Source organism: Vibrio sp. Of14-4 (genome assembly GCF_022347625.1).
GTDB classification, from domain to species: Bacteria; Pseudomonadota; Gammaproteobacteria; order Enterobacterales; family Vibrionaceae; genus Vibrio; species Vibrio pristinus.
This window is the reverse complement of sequence record NZ_JAKRGI010000002.1, coordinates 232,821-252,488: the sequence shown is the minus strand read 5'-3', so window position 1 is coordinate 252,488 and position 19,668 is coordinate 232,821. Positions and strand designations below refer to the sequence as shown.

General features: G+C 40.8%; 12 protein-coding genes. 1 reads left to right on the top strand and 11 read right to left on the bottom strand.

What is annotated here, in order from left to right:
• Positions 1 to 5 precede the first annotated feature (5 nt).
• The 10 genes from MHN79_RS03395 to MHN79_RS03350 all read right to left on the bottom strand — a co-directional run bounded on the left by MHN79_RS03395 (position 6) and on the right by MHN79_RS03350 (position 11,751).
• Positions 6 to 860, bottom strand: coding sequence for a protein-glutamate O-methyltransferase CheR (locus tag MHN79_RS03395; protein ID WP_239171722.1), 855 nt, complete (start codon positions 858 to 860; stop codon positions 6 to 8).
• On the bottom strand, positions 845 to 3,250 hold the full coding sequence (gene aer2 / locus MHN79_RS03390) for an aerotaxis transducer Aer2 (protein WP_239171721.1): 2,406 nt from the start codon (positions 3,248 to 3,250) through the stop codon (positions 845 to 847). The genes MHN79_RS03395 and aer2 overlap by 16 nt, the downstream gene beginning before the upstream one ends.
• Positions 3,251 to 3,284: 34 nt before the next feature.
• Positions 3,285 to 3,755, bottom strand: a complete 471-nt coding sequence (locus MHN79_RS03385; protein WP_152432380.1) for a chemotaxis protein CheW — start codon at positions 3,753 to 3,755, stop codon at positions 3,285 to 3,287.
• Positions 3,752 to 4,249 carry a chemotaxis protein CheW gene (locus MHN79_RS03380; protein WP_239171786.1) on the bottom strand — a complete coding sequence of 166 codons (498 nt, stop codon included), beginning with the start codon at positions 4,247 to 4,249 and terminating at the stop codon, positions 3,752 to 3,754. Before MHN79_RS03380 ends, MHN79_RS03385 begins: the two co-directional genes overlap by 4 nt.
• 60 nt (positions 4,250 to 4,309) lie before the next feature.
• The gene (locus MHN79_RS03375; protein WP_239171720.1) at positions 4,310 to 6,382 is read right to left on the bottom strand and encodes a chemotaxis protein CheA; all 2,073 of its coding nucleotides are present in this window, start codon (positions 6,380 to 6,382) and stop codon (positions 4,310 to 4,312) included.
• A gap of 46 nt (positions 6,383 to 6,428) precedes the next feature.
• Entirely contained in the window at positions 6,429 to 6,788 is a 360-nt protein-coding gene (locus tag MHN79_RS03370) for a response regulator (protein WP_114785288.1), read from the bottom strand.
• Positions 6,789 to 6,793: 5 nt separating this feature from the next.
• Complete coding sequence (locus tag MHN79_RS03365) at positions 6,794 to 7,075, bottom strand: STAS domain-containing protein (protein ID WP_239171719.1); 282 nt, start codon at positions 7,073 to 7,075, stop codon at positions 6,794 to 6,796.
• A 344-nt stretch (positions 7,076 to 7,419) separates the two neighbouring features.
• Positions 7,420 to 9,408 carry a GNAT family N-acetyltransferase gene (locus MHN79_RS03360; protein ID WP_239171718.1) on the bottom strand — a complete coding sequence of 663 codons (1,989 nt, stop codon included), beginning with the start codon at positions 9,406 to 9,408 and terminating at the stop codon, positions 7,420 to 7,422.
• Positions 9,409 to 9,551: 143 nt separating this feature from the next.
• Positions 9,552 to 10,526 carry a ParB/RepB/Spo0J family partition protein gene (locus MHN79_RS03355; RefSeq protein WP_239171717.1) on the bottom strand — a complete coding sequence of 325 codons (975 nt, stop codon included), beginning with the start codon at positions 10,524 to 10,526 and terminating at the stop codon, positions 9,552 to 9,554.
• A gap of 7 nt (positions 10,527 to 10,533) precedes the next feature.
• Positions 10,534 to 11,751: a ParA family protein gene (locus MHN79_RS03350; protein WP_114785284.1), complete on the bottom strand. Its 1,218-nt coding sequence runs from the start codon at positions 11,749 to 11,751 to the stop codon at positions 10,534 to 10,536.
• Between the two features lie 1,310 nt (positions 11,752 to 13,061).
• On the opposite strand from MHN79_RS03350, the gene MHN79_RS03345 reads away from it, so the two are divergent.
• Complete coding sequence (locus tag MHN79_RS03345; RefSeq protein ID WP_239171716.1) at positions 13,062 to 15,035, top strand: replication initiator protein RctB domain-containing protein; 1,974 nt, start codon at positions 13,062 to 13,064, stop codon at positions 15,033 to 15,035.
• Positions 15,036 to 15,400: 365 nt separating this feature from the next.
• Here the strand turns inward: MHN79_RS03345 and MHN79_RS03340 are convergent, their stop codons facing one another.
• Positions 15,401 to 19,318, bottom strand: coding sequence for a hypothetical protein (locus MHN79_RS03340; RefSeq protein WP_239171715.1), 3,918 nt, complete (start codon positions 19,316 to 19,318; stop codon positions 15,401 to 15,403).
• Between the last annotated feature and the right edge of the window lie 350 nt (positions 19,319 to 19,668).

The window sequence follows — 19,668 nt, the reverse complement described above, 5'->3', positions numbered from 1 at the left end:
CATACCTACTGTTTAATGTAAATAGTTTTCCCAAGGTGTTTAAAGAGGTCGCTACAAGATCCAATACTTTCAGAGTGCCCGAGCAACAGAATTCCATGAGGTTTGAGTTGTTGGCAAAAACGCTTTATTAGCTTTTCTTGAGTTGGCTTATCGAAGTAGATCATGACATTTCTGCATGAAATAAGATCAAAGGGCTCCTGCCAGTTCCATTCATCTAACAAGTTAAGCTGTTGAAAGTTGATACTTTGCTGTAGCCCTTTTGCAACCTTTATGTTGCCAAGTTGACTGCCTTTTCCTTTAAAAAAGCATGGTTGCAAGTATTTTGGAGGAATAGAAGAAATCGCATCATCGCTGTAGATTCCATGGGTAGCATGTGAGAGAACCTTGGTATCCAGATCCGTGGCGTAGATCTGAATCTGTTCGAAAGTACTAAAAGCTCCTTTAGAGTACAGCGATGCGACAAAGCTATACGGCTCCTCGCCTGTAGAACACCCTGCCGACCAGAAGTTCAGGTTGCTGACGCCTTGCTTGGACCACTCTTTTAACATGACATTTTCGAGAAACTCAAAATGATGATATTCACGAAAAAATTGTGTTTTGTTGGTTGTCAGGCAGTTGATGAAACCAACCCGCTCTTCACTATCTCGCTCAATGAGAAGCTTATAATCAGCGAAACGACGAAGCCCTAACCGCCTAAGCTGGCGGCTAATTCGGCCATAGACCATGGTACGCTTTCGATCAGAGAAATAAATGCCCGCATGCTTGTGCATAAACCATTGAATGAACCTAAAATCAGTATCTGTCAGTTCAAACTCGGTCCCACCTATCCCCCCTTCTTCACGGCTTAAAACTCTTCCCATTCGTCCCCTTCCTCACTGGCCTGAAAACCGGAGTTAGCAACTTTTGGGGTTCGTATCTCTCTTACATTATTCTTCGCAGCCGATGGAATGGGCCTTTTGGTTTCAAACGTGGCTACATTGTCATCGGTAGCGAAAAAGTTCATTAGATGAAGTAACTGTTTACCTTCGTCTTTAAGTGATTGGCTAGCCGCTGATGTCTCTTCAACCAAGGACGCATTTTGCTGGGTCATTTCATCCATTGTAGCGATAGCACGATTGATTTCGTCTATACCGGTCGATTGCTCTAGGCTAGAAGAAGCAATTTGAGCAATGAGTTCAGTTACTTTTTCTACAGCTTCGACGATTTCATTAAGTGTATCTCCAGATTCATCAACTAACCTAGATCCCTCATCAACTTTCTCAACACTGTCTTTTATTAAACCTTTAATCTCTTTGGCCGCCGCTGCACTTCGTTGCGCCAGATTACGAACCTCTCCAGCCACAACGGCAAAGCCACGTCCTTGTTCTCCTGCTCGAGCAGCTTCAACGGCAGCATTAAGTGCCAACAGGTTTGTCTGGAAAGCAATTTCATCAATAACACCAATGATGTCGGCAATTTTCTTACTAGCATTGTTAATCTCAGACATAGCCGATACTGCTTGACCAACCACATCTCCACCTTTGCTGGCTTTTTTGGTGGCATCTTCCGCGAGAGTATTAGCGCCCTTGGCGTTATCGGCATTTTGCCTAACCGTTGCCGTCATTTCCTCCATACTTGCCGCGGTTTCTTCCAAATTCGACGCCTGAGCTTCAACACGCTGACTTAAGTCGTTATTTCCTTCGGCTATTTCTGTAGAAGCGGTTGCTACACGAGCAGATGATTGAGTGATTTTTTCTACCATATTCCGCAGGTTAACAATGGATGTATTGACCGCATCTGACAGCCTGCCAAACTCTCCCTTGTTTTCAGACATATTAGTATTCAAGTCACCATCTGCCACTCGACTCATTACGTCAATACATTGGCCGATTGGCTCCACCATTGTATCAAGCAAACTATTGATGCCATCACCCAATTCTTTCATAAAACCACTGTATACAGTGGTGTCTATACGTTCATTTAACTCTCCGGATATCGCTCTTTGAATTAAAGACTCAACCTGCCTCTGCCCATCCTGCTGCTCAGTAATATCTTCCCACTGGAGAGCTGGTCCAATGTAGTTACCCTGAGTATCGTGCATCGCAATACAAGTTAAGTTAAATTCCAACCCACCAACGGCAATATTTGAAGAGAAAGGTAGTCGTTCTGGATTATTGATTATATTTCTTTGATGGCTCGGATTTTTATGGAATACATCAATGCTCTTACCGACTAAATTGCTCGCATCAAAACCTGGCAAGGCTTTTTGTAAATCACTTTCTCGAGACTTAAGTAAATTAGACAAAGATGGGTTAAGGTATTGAATAATTCCTTCTTTATCTGCCATCATTAAATTGGTTGTCATGCCTTTTACCGCAGAAGCCAAGCGACCGACTTCTTGGTCTTTAGCTCGTTTTTCTGTCACGTCTTCCCACTCTAGTGTGTTGCCGATATAGTTACCTTTAGCATCCATAATAGCGGCAACATTAAGCTCAATTTTTATATCTGCGATATCTATATCGGTTTTATATGGGAGATTGTTCGGGGTTGATAGCATCTGCCTCTGGTGAGCAGGATTTTTATGAAACTCATCAATACAGCGCCCCATTAACCATTCCTCTGTTGCTGTAAAGCCTGACCAAACCGTTCGCAGTGCCGCTTCATGTTTACCAAATAACTCTATGGTCGATTGGTTGACATAGGTAATGCTAAAATCTCTATCTATCATCACCATTGCAGTTTGAGCTTGATCTACTGCGGCGCGCAAACGGGCAATATCGTCTTTCTGTTTGAGCGCATCTGTCACATCAGACCATTCCAAAGTGTTACCTTCATAGTTTCCATTCTTGTCAAGAATCGCACCGACATTTAATTCAATCTGTACATCTTTCACAGTAATTGTTGTGGTATAGGGGAGGTTAGATGGATTGGAGAGTAATTGACGCTGGTGGGCAGGGTTAGCATGAAAGCCATCAATACAGTACCCCAACAGAAACTCTTCATCGGCTCTAAAATTAGGCCAAACAGACTGAAATAAACCTTCATGAGTTTTTAGTAAATCAATGGATTTCTGGTTTACGTAGGTAATGTTGAAATCTCTATCAATCATCATTAACGCCGTTTGCGCAGCGTTAAGTGCTGAAGAGAGTTGTTCTTTAGATAGCCCTTGTTCTTCAGGTTCGTGCGTATCCATTTCCATTAAGCTATCTGACGCAACCATTTCAAATTGCTCAACTGCGTTTGATTTAGGTTCACGATTCCAAAATGCCATGAGTCACCTCTCCCTGATTGTTTCGTATGACTTGTTAAGCCAAACTCTTATCTCTGTGCTCGAGTTCGGCCAACTCTGCCACATCGAACAGAGCCTCTAGTTTTATTAATATAAGATGACCATTCTCTACCGAAGCAAGACCTCGGATATAGCTATGGTCAACCGAACGTGATACATGTGGTGCTGGTTTTATTTGTTCATCTGTTAATGGGTAAACTTCTGAGACTCCATCAACAATAATGCCTAAAGGATGCATCTGAGCATCATTGAGAACGATCACAACTGTTGTTGCACTAATTTCAGCTGGTGGTAAGCCAAACCGTGCCCGCAAATCAACAATGGGGACATATTCTCCTCGGATTTCCAACACTCCTAGCATATAAGTGGGGGAATTAGGCACCTCTCTGACCGCTCCCCATCCTCTCACTTCTCGTACATCAAGGATAGGGACACCATATTCATCTTCGCCCAAAATAAAGCTGAGAAATTCCTGTGGCATCGTCATGATTCCCTCCCCAGAACACGCTCAATATTTAGCAGCTCCTCGGTATTGAGTAGAGACATCACCTGATCACCAACATTCAATAAACCTTGTAAGTAGGGCGTCACTAACGACTCCCCTACACTGGGATACAACTCGTTTTGCCCTTGACTAACCACATCACTCACTGCATCAACGACCAAGCCCATCAGACGTTCACTTTCATCAAGTTTAAGACGAAGCACGATAACAACTGTGCTTGGTAGGTATTCACTACGTCCTACGCCAAAGCGACACCTTAAATCAACGACAGGAACGATCATACCACGCAAATTGATCACACCTTTTACAAACTCAGGAGCATGCGGAATGGGGGTTGGTCTTTCCCAGACACGAATCTCTTCAACATCATTGATTTCTACACCATATAATTCACTATCTAGCTTAAAGCTTAAAAAGTCCGCACTTTCTGAGACGCCCTGTTCTTCAGCACTCTCAGATGAGACTTGTCCTTGCATTGGCAGTGCTGTTTTTGACGCGACATCATGTTCCGTTAAAGCCGTTTCCATTTTCCCTCCTTAAGCTGCAAGGCCCTTGCTTGCAGAGTCAGAAGCTCTGTTGAGAAAACGTGTAATTAAACCTTGAATATCTAAAATTAAAGAAACAGAACCGTCTCCCAAAATAGTCGCGCCAGAAATACCTGCAACCTTGCTGTAATTTGATTCTAAACTCTTGATAACCACTTGCTGTTGATCAAGGAGCTCATCAATCAATAGTCCCACTCGATTACCTGCCGCTTCAACAAAACAAAGGATTCTCGCGTCTAGAGACCCACTTTGTCCCATTTCTAACTCTTCTTGAAGTCGCAAAATAGGGATGTTTTCCTCACGTAATCGATAGAGCTCCACTCCTCCAGAAGCCGACTTAATACAAGTTGTATCTATCTGAATTGATTCCACGATTGTCAAAAGTGGGATGATATATACTTCCCCCCCCACTTTGACCAGCTGTCCATCAAGTATTGCAAGAGTAAGCGGCAAACTAATGGTAAAGCAGCTACCTATGTCAATTTCTGATTCAACTTCAATATGTCCGCCGAGTTCTTCGATGTTTCGCTTTACAACATCCATTCCCACACCTCTTCCAGAAATGTCAGAAACTTCCTCTGCGGTTGAAAAGCCTGGCGCAAAGATTAAATTCATTATTTGCTTATCAGCCATATCTTCACGGCGAGCCTCCGCCGCAAGCACACCTTTTTCAGTCGCCTTATTCCAAAGCTTTTCACAGTCAAGCCCAGCACCATCATCTTTAATCTCGATCACAATGGAACCTCCTTGATGAAAAGCGTTTAACTTGATCACTCCTTGAGCGGGTTTACCTCGCTCTAAACGAACGTCTGGCTGTTCAATGCCATGATCAATCCCATTTCTAACCAAGTGAACTAACGGGTCAACAATGCGTTCAAGTACTGTTTTATCGAGCTCTGTCTGTTCTCCTTGGATTTGTAAATCCACCTGCTTATCGAGTCGACTGGATAAGTCGCGTACTAATCGAGGAAATCTGCTAAATGCAAAGCTCATCGGTAACATGCGAATGTTAAGGACATTTTCTTGTAGATCTTTACTATTTTGAAGTAGTTGGGCTAATCCAGCTTTAAGTTTCCCGAGTTTATCGATGGCAAAATCGTTACCAATTTCTGTAAGCATTGACTGAGTAATCACCAGCTCTCCAACGAGATTGATTAGGCTATCGACCTTATCGATATCTACTCGTATCGAACTCACGCTGGATTCAGACTTTGCGACTTTAGACGCTTTAGGGTCTGATTTTACTAGGCTAGGAGCCGAGGGTTTCACGTCTATGCTTGCAGAATCAGTATCATTGGGTTGCTCAACGTCTTCCTTATTCTCATGCTGGGTTGGAGAGACTCTCTCAATAGCAAGGTCACATTCATCTTCAACCCACTCAAAAATCTCACGAATATCATCCTCTGCCACTTCAGCTGGAAGGTGCGCTGTCCACTTTAAGTAACAAAGTTCAGCTTCAATATCTTCGATATCGGGTAACTGGCTAGCATCGGCACTAATCACACAGGATGCATGCAATTCTTTCAGCTCTCTCAATATTCTCAGCGGGTCATTGCCACTAAAAAACATTTCAGCATGAGGCTCAAATTTCACCCGCCAATCGGATTGTTCACAAGCACCCGATGTTGTATCATTTGGTGCCAATGACGACGGGGAATCTGTATCCTCAGTAAGTGACTCACCTAATAAAGCATTGAGTTGAGAACTAACATGATCTTTAAGCTCAGTATCAACATCACTTCCTTGCTCATGACCTTCGAGCAGTGCATGAATACAATCACCACTTTTAAGCAACAAGTCTACTGTGGTCGCTGTGAGTTCTTTCTGGTGGTTACGAACTAAGTCGAGATAGGCCTCGACTGAGTGCGTAAATTCACTAATATCGAGCAAATTAAACGTTGCCGCTCCACCTTTAATCGAATGAGCTGCTCGAAATATAGTATTAATTGACTCATCTTCGACACAACTTACATCTAGATTGAGGAGCACATCTTCTAATACTTCAAGATTTTCACGACACTCTTCGTAAAACATCTTGCGTAGTTGTTCCATATCTAAAGCCATAAGTTTTTCCTTTGCCTGATGACGTTTTTCAGTGCAGATCTTGTGATCAAATAACGCGTTTTAGTGTTTTTAATAGCGTTTCAGGATTGAATGGCTTAACCAACCAGCCTGTTGCACCTGCAGTCTTACCCTGCTGTTTTTTTTCAGTACTTGTTTCGGTAGTGAGCATTAAAATGGGTATGAATTTATATTGGGGCTTATCTCTCAGTGCTTTAACTAACTCAAAGCCCCCCATTATGGGCATGTTGACATCAGAGATAACGACATCAAACTTGTGACTGGCTACCTTGGTAAGTGCATCTCGACCATCATTAGCGGTTTCAACTTCGTAGCCAGCATCACGCAATGTATGGCTAACCATTTGACGTATTGACACAGAGTCATCTACTGCAAGTATCTTAGTCATATTGATTACTCCCCGACTTTCGCTATTCCATCAAACACCTCACACAGTCCCAAGGTTTGTATACTTTCGGTTAGAAGCTGTGTCGGCTTAATAAGATAAATCTCTCGGCGATTTTTTTTTGCGGAAATAAAAAGACAAGAAAGGAGTTGGATGCCAGCAGCATCGACGCGCACCACATTCTCAGCGCTCACTTCTACTGCGCTTTGTTGTGCAAACCATGTTTGATATTGAGTCGTCACATCCAATACTGTCGAGATGTCTAGTGACTCAGGAAGTAAACAATACATGTTTCTACCTTTTATTTTTTAATATTTCCTAGCCGTTGGTTGAAGCATACGCCTCAATCTGAGTGTAGAAAGGAATTGCGGATTAGCCAACCAAACTCAACCCCATTATGAATATAAACACACATAAATTATAAGAGAATTAATAGAATGATCTTATTTTCAATACGTTATACGAATTGTCTTTATCAAAAAAAAACCATATTTTTCTAATGGAATAGAAAATATGGTTGTTAAAATAGTCGATGGCGAGTTTACAATGTAAATACAACAGTGTTTTACAGGTGCGAGAAAAAGTGAGCCCGCTTATAAAGAGGATATTTACACTGTAAACACCATTGTTACTCTTAATTGGATTTTATTAATGCTCTAAGCTCATCTCTGATTTTTTGCTCCAACTGCTTCCTTCCTGATACTAGAAACTCTTCACAGCATTGTCTCCACGTTCGCTGCTGCAAAACCTTACGTACCAGTAGATCCGATGATTCCTTGATGAGAATTGGTGATGACAATATCCAATCAGATAGAAATGGCACAACACTTTCGTAGCTTGCCCCTCCCATAGAGTAGTTATCAACGACTGCGGGAAGTTCAGCTTTATCTGTAGAAATGTTGTTCGTCACTAGTAATCTACGAATAATGTCTACTTCAATATCGGAAAAAACGCTGCTCAATAAATAAATCATTGTGTGTCGATGACAACTTACGGCATTCTCTAACCAATCAACCTCTCCCTTGATCATGATAATAGAGTGACAACCACTTGCTTGATCTCTCTGTGTACCCAGTTTAACAGGAGAAAAACCCGCTTTAGTCCAAAATCGAATCAGTTCATCAGTGGCACCGAAGCTAGTTGACATAAAATCAGCGGTTGATTGTTTGGTGAGCTGAGAAAGTATCTCAGTACCAATCCCCATTCTTTGAGCATCTGGGTGTATTGCGATACGCATTATACGGGTGCTATGTTGACGTGCTGCGTAACAAATACCAAGTTGGTTAGCCAAAGTCACTGGCACCAAGTGACCTCTTGGACGTCGCTTGCCATGTTGAATTGATTTAATCAAGCTGTCCTCTAACCCACCTTCATCAATGGTCATCACACAACCAATACACGCTCCCTCAGAAAAGGCTATATATAACTGTATTGCCTCTTCTTCTAACAATAACATAAGATCACTTGGTGCTGTTTGATAATGAGCATTCACCAAAAGTGCAAAACTGGCTCGCAATAAAGAGGGTTGTTTAATCAAGTTTTGCTTAAGAACTTTTTCTAACCTAATGTCGGAACCTCGGTTTAATTTCAGTGGTACAAGCTCAGCATCTAGCAAAAAAGTATCAAATAACCAGTTTTCTAATGGGTCATCCTTCGCCCAACGAATAGGTTGATTTAGATGGAAAAAAGACGTGTTTGGCCTCTTACCCTCAAGCCAATCTTGAAACTTCACAGTAAAGCCCCTTCCACAGCCTTCATAACCATGAACTGTGGTAGAGAAAACACAACGGTGATAAAAAGTCACAACTTTCTGCAGCATGGGAATAGGAATAGCTGACGCTTCGTCGACAAGCAATAAATCGCACTCCGGTTGACTAGTAAGCAACTCATCCGGAGCAATAAATTCAATAGACGAATGCGAATAACAAATCTTACCTTTCTTTGTTTGGGCGTCTAACAATCGCTTTTGGGCATGTTCAAAAACAGGCCGTACTGTTGATAAACTGGGGGCTGTAACAAGAATCTTCATCTGGCGTTGCTTCATCAGCTCTGCCGATGCGATACCTAATGCGCTGCTTTTTCCTCTGCCTCTATCAGCGGTCATCACGAGTGGACGCTTGCGATGCCCAGTAGAAACTTTTTTTATTTTCTCTATCGCTATTACTTGATCGCCGAGCAGAGCCGATGATGGAGCCTTAGTCTCTTTTACCTTAGGTAAGGGCTTAGATTGCTCAAGTTGAATCAACCTTTTAAAAGCATCTTGTAGCCATTGCTGTGCTAATGGTGAAGTGTTAGTTAACCATGGTAATATAACGACTAAACCGCCTCCTCGCACACTCCCCAAAGCGGCGCAGAATGAATTTGCGTCAAATCCCCCCGAAAAATCGCAAATCAATAACTCACATTCTTGCCCTAGCAAAGTATTCCCCTGCTTATAAGAGATATGACGAATTCGATCATCGCTTACTGGCCCTCCTAGCTGAACAATGTCAGAATCGGAGACGAGACTTTTGAGAGTATCTATAGTAGAGCTGGTCCATTCATGGTCCCCGTACATTACCAACCCATATCTATGATTAGTTTGGCGAGCGAGTTCAATAAGACGGGTAAAGTAATCAAGCATGGTAGAGCTCAGTCATTGAGAATAAAAGAATTATAACAACTTGGCTCAATAAATGAGAGTGATAAAAAAGCCGCTCATGGCGGCTTTGTAAACTAGAGTATTTTCGTTAAAGACTTCGTATATGGGCAAAGCTGACAAATATGTCACCCATCTAACTTATTAGTGAGAAAGTTAAGAATTTCTTGCATCAAGTGATCATCTATCTTCTTGAGGTTCAATGCCAAGTCAGATCCTTTGCGATTATAGCTTGCCCTGCCTTTAATCAGCTCAACTTTACTATGACCGGCATTTTTCTTAGGCGCTAGTTCATCAATCCACTGCTCTATGGTTTCTGAAACTTCCTTAGTGATTCGAGCAACCCCTTGCGCTTGACTTCTCTGCCATACGTAGCCTTCTGAAGACTGGCATCTTTCTAACAGTTGGGTTCGGTTAGCTTCACTGAGCTCATTAAACTGCTTATGTAGCTTGACTATTGTCGGACGGCCAAGATCAGCGACATTTGGATACGCTTGAAGTAAAGATAGAGGTAGATCCGCTGCTTTCAACGCACCACTAACTAGAGCTTCACTGCATTGAAACATCTTTGCGAGTGCTTTTTGATCATCTGCTTCACCGCTAGTGAGCTTAGCCCGCATTTCTTTCCCTTTTTCATACAAAGATAAGGGCTTATGAGCATTGGCAACATCAGACAAGAACTTAGCGTGCTCACTGTTAATGTCTTCTGCAACATAGATAAGAAAATCTTTGTTGGCTAGGATACAGGACATACGTCGACGACTGCCATCCAAAACTTCTATTTTTCCATCTGCCCTCTTTCGACCAACCGCTGGGTATTGCTGGCCTCGCTCTTTAAGAGTGCTCAGAATATCGGATAAGGCATGCTCATTAAGAAATGCCTGTTCCCGCGCGTTATCAGTAAACACTGATGTTTCATGTTCGATTTTGTCAGCCGGAACTTTCAGCAATTCAAAGGTAACAAGATCTTCACCCGCAACCGCTAATTCTATTATCTGAACTTGGTCCTTAGCTGCTTTTTGGGCCTCTTGAGTAGTTGCAACATGGCGCTTATCTGCTTTACCAAATAACCTTGCATTTAAGTCTGAAGTTTTTATTGCCATTGTTTACTTATCCCTGATTAAGTGATGACCAATTACTGTGAAGAACTCGTTCAAGCTCCAAAGCACTCTTTTGTACCGCATCCTGTGCCGTGGCAAGGGTCTTTTTACCGCCCTCAAAGTCCCCAGTAGTTAAATCAAACACCGTACTATAGGTATCAGCACAAGTTTCAAATGCACGACTGCGAGGAATCGTCGCCATAGTCACTTGATCTCCGAGTAAATAATTCATCTCTGTTAATACTGCAACCTGCTTTTTATTGTCATCCTCAAACATTGTTGGCATTAAACGAACAAACTCTAATCCTTGCCAATCTTGAGGAAACATCTCATACACGGTTGGTAAATGCTGAAAGAAGTTTACCGTGGATGCCCAATCTAGCCGCTTGGCCGCACAGGGGATCAATAATGCGTTAGAGGCATACATGGCATTCCAAACCAATGGATCAACATGAGGACCAGTATCTATCATTATAATGTCAAAATCGTCAGAAATTTGATCGATTAATTTTTCTTTTAGCAGCTTAACAATATCTAGAGACTGATTTTTGGATAGGTTCTGCCAAGCCTCTGCATTAAACATCGCATCTTCAGGAAAGGCAGATACAGTCTTGAGGTTTGGATACTGAGTTGGTAACAAGACATTTTTGTGTAGAAATTCTTTATCGATATCTACACCTTCTGGAACATTATCAAGCATCACATCCACAGCCGAATAAATATTATCATGATCAGTTAAGCTAATCTGTGGATTGAGAAACAAACGCAAAGAACCTTGAGGATCTAAATCAATGAGACAAATCCGATAACGTTTATCAAGATTTAAAGCTAAGCAAGCAGCAAGATGTACGGCAGTCATTGACTTACCAGTACCACCTTTTTGATTTTGAACATTTATAATCCAAGGTTTGTTGTCATTATTATTCTTTTGCTGATGAAATTTGGGAACTCCAGCTGCATCCATCAACATATGGGCTTCCTGCAACGAAATAGAATAATGATTGGCATTATTCTTAGTAAACTGATGCCCAGATGCTTCCAGCTTGCTGATAGCCTCGTCTAACTTTCTGCGAGTCAGTCCAGAGCGGGTCTCCATAAGGGCTTTTGACATTGGGGGAAAATGCTCATCGCTGCGTTCCTCTAAAACAATCTCAATTCGATCGGCTTGCACCTGAGCCGTTTGCTCTGCGAGTTGAACAAGACTTTCAATTGTTTGGTCTCTTTTCATTGCCACATTCCGTTTTAAGTCACTGATAATAATTGTACAGCAAAAAAAACCTATAACAACAAAAAGCTGAACATACATTTATGAATTAGAATCACATTAATAGGATGACTTTTAGAAATGAGATAGATTTAAGTAAAAAACCTGTCATGAAAGCGAAAAATATGGTGAGAAACTGCATACGAAATTTACTGAATTTAAAATATTACAACGTCACTTATTTACAATGTAAATAAAATTATAATGTGTTCGGAACGATTGATACTTAACCATACTTTACGGCTTCTGTAATTTTGACTTATTAGGGATAGAAAATTTAAGTCATTTAGGAAAAGACCATCAGTATGCACCTATAATAGGGGGGCTCGTAAAATAAATGGAACAATGATCAAGATGAATGTCTTGATCATGCTTCCTATAGAAAACTAGAGCTTAGGAACGATGATCAAGAGATAATATCTCCCTATAAAATAATATTATATACCCCTATGACTCAGATCATTATACGGATCGATGATCAAGTAAATTCAAGCCACGGAAGCATGAGTATATCTTACTAGATTACGGAAAAACGTAGATTCACCAAGTAATTTATACAACTAAGTAAGATATGGCATCAATTCAAACATCGAAGAACAAATTAAAGCTAAAAACAGCTATTTTCTTGATCATGTTTCCGAAGATATAGAAAATTGAGTATAAATGGTTTTATGGATACGAATGCCAAATCAAAGCTTGCCTCACCTAAAAACAGCATCCCAAAACAAAACTACTGTAAACAGCCATGATCATAGTTCTGAAAATTTTGCCTGCATGCGGTTACAATGATAAAAAAGAGACGTATTCACTTCCGTACCGATGTGGATAACAGGTGAATAGACAATGATCATGCTTTCATTAAATCATTGATCATCAATACGAAGCTGCAGTGATCATAGTTTCGTGAACAATTGATCATGTTTCCATTTTTAATTGATCATGCTTTCTAGATTTACTTGATCATCCTTTCAAACGCCTGAGAAAAATAATCTAAATGTAACAATGGTTTATCTTTATTTTTCTGGCCGGATCATTGATCATATAATCATATTAGATCATTATAATCATAAAGATCAGGCGAAAATCTTCCCTAATAATTTTATTTGATTTAAATTCTTACATAACTGAAACTGAAACCAATTACCTTCTAGTTGTTCGATCTTGGCAGCAAACTAAAACATTCGACAAACTTTTACTTTCTTTATGAAGTGTTTTTCCCTATCCTTTCCGGATTAATAATTAAATTACGGCCTAAGTTATACGGGTAGCTATCCATGACCTCAAAAGACAAAGTCCTTATTAGAGCGCCCAGAAGCCATAAAGATGGCCACATGTTTGAAGTTTCTGAAGTTGCTGTGAGTTGGATTGAACAATATCAGCACTTTAAAGGTGTCACAAAAAGCATTGTTGAGTTATTAAATCTGATTTCACTTCAAGGTTTTACGAGTAAAGATGGCTTGGTATCAACTACAGAACTAATTGATGCAACAGATGGCCAACTTACTCGAGCTGCAATACAACAACGATTACGAGCCGCTGTAAATATTGGTTTATTCCAGCAAATTCCGGTTCGATTTGAACATGGGTTGGCAGGAAAAACCATGTTGCATCGTTTTGTCAATCCTAACCAATTAATTTCGGTATTAGGTGCGACCAGCCTAGTCACAGAATCGGTTAAACAAAACGAAAAACAGAAACGTTCTAAAGCGTTAGCACAAACCCATGTAAACAAAAGGCTACTTAATGAGCATGGGCTAAATAATCCACCAGCGATGAAAGATGAAGCAGATCAATTTGTTGTTTCACCGACAAATTGGGCAGGGATCATTGATCAAGCTCTAGCTCCTCCACGCACTCGAAAGCAATATCAGAAAAGCTTAGTTTCTATATCAGGCACTAAAGCAGTCATCGAGACACGATCATCCAAGAATATCATGACGGTTGATGATCTAATGACGCTATTCGCTTTGTTTACTCTAACGGTTCAGTACCATGAACATCATCAACATGACTATCATATTGATGCTAAACATGCACCAAACAAAACGCCTTTATACATTACTGATATTCTGTCGTTACGTGGTAAAAAAGACAGTGGACCTGCCCGTGATTCAATAAGAGACAGTATCGATAGAATCGAGTTTACAGATTTTCAACTCCATGAATTAACAGGTAGATGGCTAAGTGAGAATATGCCTGAGGGCTTTAAAAGTGATCGTTTTCGTTTCTTAGCCAGAACCATAACCGCGTCTGAAGAGGCTCCAACAGAAGGTGAAGATGGAGAAATCCGAATAAAACCTAATTTGTATATTTTAGTTTGGGAACCTTCATTTTATGAGGAATTGTTAACACGTGATTACTTTTTCCTCTTCCCCCCAGAAATTCTGAGACAGCATACACTTGTATTCCAACTGTATAGCTATTTCCGTAGTCGCATGTCACGGCGTCATACCGATGTGATGTTGCTAAGCACATTGAACCAGAAACTGGCGCGCAACATAGATTGGCGTCGTTTTTCAATGGATCTGATCCGCGAGCTAAAAAAACTATCAGAGAATCAACCAAGTGATGACGAAACATTTAACGTCAACCTTTGGGGCTACCATTTAACTATTTCTACAGTTGTTCAAGGCTCTAAAAATAAAGACTACCAAGTCGACATAAAATGTGATGCAGAGGAAGTATTGCGTTATGCAAGAGCTCGTACCACCAATGCAGGTAAGCGCAATATGGCACCAACATTGCCAAATCCGCTGCGCAATGAGATGGTGACGAAACAGCAGCTAGATGAAATGTCACAAATTATTGATGGTGAGTTTGAGCCTATTCAAAGAAAAGAGCGTTCACCGAAAGGGAAACTTGGCCGTCGGGTTAAGTTACGTAAACACTTAGTTGAGATTAATGCTGATGAGATAACTATTACTTTATCGAAATATACCTCATCAGAAGCTCTAGAACGCTCTGTCACCGCTTTAGCTGCTATGACTGGACATTCTTATAGTTCTATCCTTGAGGAGTGCAAGGAGCTTATGGAGAAGCTTGATTTTCTGCGTGTGGGTCAGGAAATCATATCCTATGAGGTACTTAGTAAGATTATTGAGCTTTATAACAGTCAAAATGAAGTTAAGCACCTTTCGATTGAACGCTTGATAGCAGGGCTCGCTGTGAGAAGAAAGGTATGTAAGCAAATCTATGAAGGACATTTAGACGAGAATGTGTTTCGAGCACTTGATGAAGTCGCGGTGTAAAATCATTTGTTAGTTGCTTGAATGAAGCTAAGTTTGCCCAAGCTGTCCAAAAACTATTGTCTTAGTTTGGAACTTTATGCTTGGTAAAGGAAGATTAGTTGTTGAATATCAGACATATCTCCTACATTCTGCTGACAATTATATGACATTTGCTTTTTATCTTTTGGCTACTATCTATCGCGAATAGACAACCTTTTGTCCTTTCTAATGAACGAGGGATCTGGATTATCCCTTGTAGATTGGCTCATATTGTTACATTCATTCTGAATATTTTGCGAGTTCTTAGAACTCGCTTTTTTTTTGTCCATCCCACTTTATAGAAAGCATGATCAAGGGTTTTACTTGATCATGCTTTCGTGTGATGTTTAAAGTTGGTTCATCTTATTTGCGATCTCAGCATAAGTTACAGAGCCTTTTCCTATCTCAACAAATCCGTCTTGGGGCATATAAGAAATGCCAAGTGCAGCACGTGAGTTTATATAGTTAGCCTTTTGGTCACCTCTCCATTTTTTGATCATTCTAAGCCGAGCTCCGCCTCCTGCAGCTGGCTTTGCAAGTCCACCAGGACTCAAACCAGTACCTGCAATATCTGGAGATGGTATTCCTCCTACTCTTACTGCTAAGTTGGTGGCGCCATTAATGGTGGCTTTGGCAGAATCGCCTATTGGATTTAATACCTTATTGGTAGAGCTGGGCACTTTTGTCCACCCTACATAGATTTCACCCTTGTCGATTTCATTAGTAATTCGTTGGGTGCCGTTACTATTTAGGTGATCTAATATACTGCTGCGGCTATTGCCGGAGATTATGATGTCTTTGGAACCCATCTGAGTATTCGAGAAGATATAATCCCCTCTGCTACTTTTTACTGCTGGAACGGGTTGATTACGCTGACGCACCCCTCCCAAGCTTCCCTGCTCTACGACTGATGTTCTGGATCTTTCTGTTACTATCACCCCCTCCTGATGCATATTCGCATAGGGACGAGATAGAGGTGTACTCAGTTCATATTGGTTACTTGAATGTCGGACTAGGGGGTTAGAACTCGTGACTCGGCCACCTGCCTTCCTTACGGGTATCATAATGACTTTATCGTACTCTATTGGCATATAGTTGGGCCATTTCTTCTGCAAGCAATCGAAATAGTCATTGAAGAACTCTGTTAGTTTGCCTGAGTCTATGCCCTTGGAGCCATCAGATACTGTAAGTAGATATTCACCACTATTTGGCTCAAAAAAACTAAGGCCTCTTTTTCTATCCAATAAGAAGCCGACGCTATGACCGACTTTTAAGCCGGTGAGATCATAGCTGAGAGTAAAACCCACGGGAAGGTCACCTTGCGTTGCTCTTCGGGAAATCCCTCCTACTAAACTGTTAACGCATCTTTGTTGATCAGTGATATTTGGTTTTGATGGGTTTTTGGGAACAATTGATATAGGAGGATCGTACTCTAGCTTGAGTGATTCTAAACTATCTTCAGGCTTATAAAGATTATTTTTACGTTCAGCTTCTTGTAGTTCAGAAGCTCTTTCGAATAATTTTTTTGCCCGCTTACTTTCTTGAACTGGTTTGTGTTTAAGGGCTGGGAATTGAGTTCGGCCAAAAACTTTTTTAGTTAGCTTTTCATTTACCCATAAAGCTGAAATTTGCTGGCAGGCCCCTCTATTGGGGATACTGGAACCTTTTGATATCAGTTCCTTAATCAAATCTTCTTGAATAAAGTGACTTTTTAATGTGTGCTTTTGTTCAAGGGTTTTAAATGGGTTCTCTCTATTGGAACCTAAATCTAGCTCATATCGAGTGCTACTCGCATATCGAGCACGGCTAGGATTTGAGTAGAGATTAGATGTTCTCATTCGTTTGGGCGCACTGTTTAGTGAAGGAAGCGGCACGACGAGAAACTCAAACAATTCCCGAGTGGTATTTTTAACCACAGGCATCGCAATCTTTAACATATCTCTTGTGACTGCCCGTTTAAGAGCATTTCCTTTCAGCCCTTTTGTAATATGAAGTCTTACTGACGATCTAAATGCAACTTTTCCTGCAGTGGCTAGTTTTGTTATAGGAATACCGATACATACAGCGGTAACGATAAGATCAAATACATCAAAGAGGATGCCATCTATTTCTGACGAAAGATCAAACTCATAGCTTGGGTCGTTAACCAAAGCGTTGAATAGATCAAAGAAAGGCACAAACGAGGGGAGCTTTTCCCACCATTCACTGTCTTTGAGAAACGCTTTGTAAATATTGGCGTTATATAACATAACTTCGCGAGCTTCATCTTCGACGCAGTCGTATAAGGTTTCATAGGATGTGGGTATCCCTTTGATTGGTATACCTGGAAGTGAGTTAAGTGTGAGGGCTGCAATGGGATTAAGATTAACCAAAACGCTTTCATTTTTTACTTCCCATGCTTCGTTGTCAAATGCACAGTTCCTGAACATAACGTGGTTACTATCAGAGTCAGTTTGCGGTGTCGGTAGGATAGTGTCCGGATTATAACCGAGATCAGAAAGTAGCGCCTTGGCATTGTCTTTAGTTTCGCTGAGCCAATTAATAGATTGATTTCCAGCTTTGATTAACTCACCGACTAGTCGAGTCACTTGATTGTCTTGTGTAAGATCAATGTAGCCAATAGCAGTATCATGCATGAGCGTCGAGATTACCATGATCTGATCAGTGTTTAGTTTTACTATGGTGATCCTTCCAGAAATAGTATGGTATTCCTTGAACAGATTTTTAATCGTAGTAAAAACATTGGAAATGGCTTCTCCCGTCTTTTTCACTGCGACTTTTCCCCTAAAAAAGACGCCGAAAAGGACTAAGAGCGGCTCGTCACTTTGGGCAAGAAAATTAGAAATGGCGACGGCTTTCTTGTCATCACTGTCTAAGGTGGCAAACCGCTGCCACATTTTTTCTATTTCGTCATATTTATAAAAGGGCCTGATAAGCTCAAAACGACCAAGGACTTCGGCTGTTTCCTGCGTGTCCAAAGGGTTGATAGACGATTGGCAAAATGCCGAAGATGCAAAGGTTTGAGAGTCTTTTAGCAGAAGGGCTTCGGGGAGCTTGTCATTTTTGTAGTCTGAAAATTGCTGATAATATTCATGTTGATCGACACACTCACTCCATTTTTTCAGTTGGGTAAAGTGGAAGCTTGGTAATGCTGGTAGTGAATCACGTTGACCTGATGTATAGATGTTGAAAATCCATTTCAAGTTGTCAGCGATAATCTTACTATTGCCATCAAGAAAAAGGGTGATATTACCCGTACTGACATGCTTGGGGAAAATACTCTTCAACAAATCGCGCGTATGTATCGAATAGTAGTGAACTGAACGGTTTCCATCATCGCTGAATCTACATAGTATTTTACAAGGGAGGCTCTTTCCTTTGCGTTCGAGATAGTCTTTTATTACTTGAGGGTGCTGCCATTTGGCAATATGGTGCATCCTTCCTGCATATAACATGAAGTGTGTGGAACAGAGTATTCGGTATTTCTTGTGAAACCTGGTTTCGTCTTTAATTTTACCTAAGCAGAAGCTTTCCCATAATCCATCTTTGATTGAACCAGCATGTTCAATAGCTTGTTGTAGGGTGTTACTTATTTCATCATCATGATTAGTGATATTGAGCCGATCCCCGAGTTCTAAATCGAGAATGCGAGATTTTAGACGAATTGATCGCTGTTGATCAGGGGTTAATTCATCACCAAAGTGAACATAATTCTCGCTCGCGGTAATGTCAGGAAGGAGAGGGTGGCCTCGATAATTTAAAGATTGGGGTAATTCGCTATATTTAGGCTTAGATATAAGTCTAAATTCTTCGGGCTGTTCTAGAAGGAGAATTTTTTGGATGCTTTCTGAAGGATGATTTGGGTCCTTGAGATAGTCGATGAGTTGATTGCAAAGCTGTCGATTAATATTGTTGATCTTGATGCTATTTTTGATTCTTTGGGATGAGCTATGTTGATTCAAAATATCTTTTAGCTGTGCTCGTTGATTCAATAAAGAAGCAAGACATGTTTCCAGCATGGTCAGCTTCTCTGAACTGGAAGTGTTGCTACTTAGAAGTTGTGAGAAGGCTGTGATAGTGAGAGATATTTCCCAATAGAGTCTCAGAGGGCCTTTTGCTGGTTGAAGTACCATAAGTGCAGGACGAATTGATAGTTGGTCAGAGTCCATAGCTAAACTTTCAGAGTTCCTTGCAAGCAGCCCCTCCAAACTTTCTATTTTAAAGATTTGGCTTGTCAGATTAGTGTTTGCCACTGGTGAAGTCATACATTTTCTCTCCCGTAGAGTCTTGGATAATAAATCTACAGAAGGCTAGCATTACTGATAGTTTGGTAAATAGTAGGTTTGAACCGTCATCTAGGTTAAATAAACGCGATCGCGGAATTGCTGATATTCGGTGTATCTATGGTGCCATTTAACAGAGGTATAATAGAGAAAATTTCTTGGCTATATACCTGAACAGTATAGATTTATTAGTCTAGAAAGACCGAATAGATGGTACTAATTCAATGTTTCTGGCTTCACGCTGCATTCGAATCTATTAATCAAATTGATATTAATTCATTTCAAATTATTAGCTTAATCACATTCTGAGTCTAAAATTATTAACAAGGGCA